The sequence below is a fragment of the Neobacillus drentensis genome, from assembly GCF_036966985.1.
Classification (GTDB): domain Bacteria; phylum Bacillota; class Bacilli; order Bacillales; family Cytobacillaceae; genus Neobacillus; species Neobacillus drentensis_E.
In genome coordinates this window covers 1-1,914 of the sequence record NZ_JBALSN010000528.1, presented here as the reverse complement: position 1 = coordinate 1,914, position 1,914 = coordinate 1, and the positions used below count along the sequence as shown (strand labels likewise).

General features: G+C 38.2%; 1 protein-coding gene. It reads right to left on the bottom strand.

Features of this window, described 5'->3' with window-relative positions; translation table 11 throughout:
• Window positions 1–40 precede the first annotated feature (40 nt).
• On the bottom strand, window positions 41–1,777 hold the full coding sequence (locus V7659_RS27225; RefSeq protein WP_335543204.1) for a 2-oxoacid:acceptor oxidoreductase subunit alpha: 1,737 nt from the start codon (window positions 1,775–1,777) through the stop codon (window positions 41–43).
• Window positions 1,778–1,914: the final 137 nt, after the last annotated feature.

Here is a 1,914-nt window from a genome sequence, read left to right as displayed (position 1 = left end):
GTTTTACATTGTTACGAAAGTCTTTAAAAGTGGCCATGAATTAGAACAACTCCTTACATTTTGTATATACTTCGTGTGGCAGGAATGGATTTCCGTCATATTTAAGATGATTAGTAATTTTTTCAGCATGTCCAACATTCATTTTCATAATATTCGCTAATTGGCCAGTTGCATTGTTTTCCACAACTACAACTTTCTTAGCAGAACGGACAAGTGGAAGAACTTCGTCCGTTGGGAACGGATGAATTAAACGGATGTGCGCATGATTGACTTTTATGCCATCATTCTCTAAACGTGTCATTGCTTCTTCAATAACTCCGCGTGTTGAGTTAAATCCTACAAATAAAACATCCGCATCCTCATGCTTAACATTTTTATATACAGGAGTATCAAAGCGAATATTTTCGACTTTGCGGAAACGCTTATCCATTTGTGCATTCCGGTTTGCAGCAGATTCAGATGGTTTACCAGTCTCATCGTGCTCAACACCCGTTACATGGTGAATACCATTCTTCATACCAGGGATTACACGTGGAGAAATTCCATCTTCTGTTACTTCATAACGTTTGAAGTACGCATTATTTTCATTAGCAGGTATTTCATCTGTTACCAATTTCCCACGTCTGATTTCAACCTTGTCATAGCTTAATGGTTCAACGGTTTGTTTACCCAAAGATAATTGAAGATCAGATAAAATAATGACTGGACATTGATACTCTTCAGCTAAATTGAATGCCTCCGCGGTATCATAGAACGCTTCTTCAACTGTACTTGGAGCCATGACAATTTTCGGAATCTCACCATGTGTTCCATAGATCATTGCCATAAGGTCTGATTGTTCTTGTTTAGTTGGTAATCCTGTTGAAGGACCACCACGTTGCGTGTCTACAATTACTAACGGAGTTTCAGTAATACCTGATAGTCCGATTGCTTCCATCTTTAATGATAGTCCAGGTCCAGCAGAAGCAGTAATCGTACGTACGCCGGCGTAGTTAGCCCCAATTGCCATTGTACAAGCAGCAATTTCGTCTTCTGTTTGAATTACTGTACCACCTAGTGCAGGTAGCTTTTTAATTAAGTATTCCATGATTTCAGATGCAGGTGTAATTGGGTAAGCTGCCATAAAACGGCATCCGCCGGCAATAGCTCCAAGAGCAATTGCATCGTTACCAATCATAAACATCCGTTTTTTGCCGTCAGCCTTTTCAAGTTCCATGGTTTGGATACCTGAAGCAAGATTTTCCTTCATTTTTTCAAAACCGGCTTTGATTGCATCCATATTCTTTGCAACTACTTGGTCGCCTTTTTTGCCAAAAATCTCACGAACTACTACTTCAAATACATTAATATCTAAGTCTAATACGGCAGATGTTGCACCGATTGCTACCATGTTCTTCATTAAAGAAGTTCCAAGTTCAGTGGCAATTTCAGTAAATGGTACCGCATACAATGATGCTTCCGTATCATCAGGTTTCTTTGGTGAAAATTTTGCATCAGCAAGGATTACACCATTACTGTGAAGTTCTTTGTAGTTTAAATCAATCGTTTCTTGGTCAAATGCTACTAGGATATCTAGGTCATCAGAAATTGAACGCACTTCTGTCGTACTTACTCTGATTTTGTTGTTTGTATGACCACCCTTAATACGTGAAGAAAAGTGACGATAACCATACAAGTAATATCCCAGGCGATTCAGTGCAATTGCAAAGATTTCCCCAGTACTCTCAATACCTTCCCCTTGTTGTCCTCCAACTTTCCATGAAAGTTGATTGATCATGACTTACACCCCTTTGGATATGTAAAAATTAAGTAGAATAAATTGATTCATTTATTAGTTTAGCACTATTCCGAGTATTTCACTAGAATTTAGCCTCTAATTACTAAAAGACTAAAAATGTAACTTAAGATATGTAC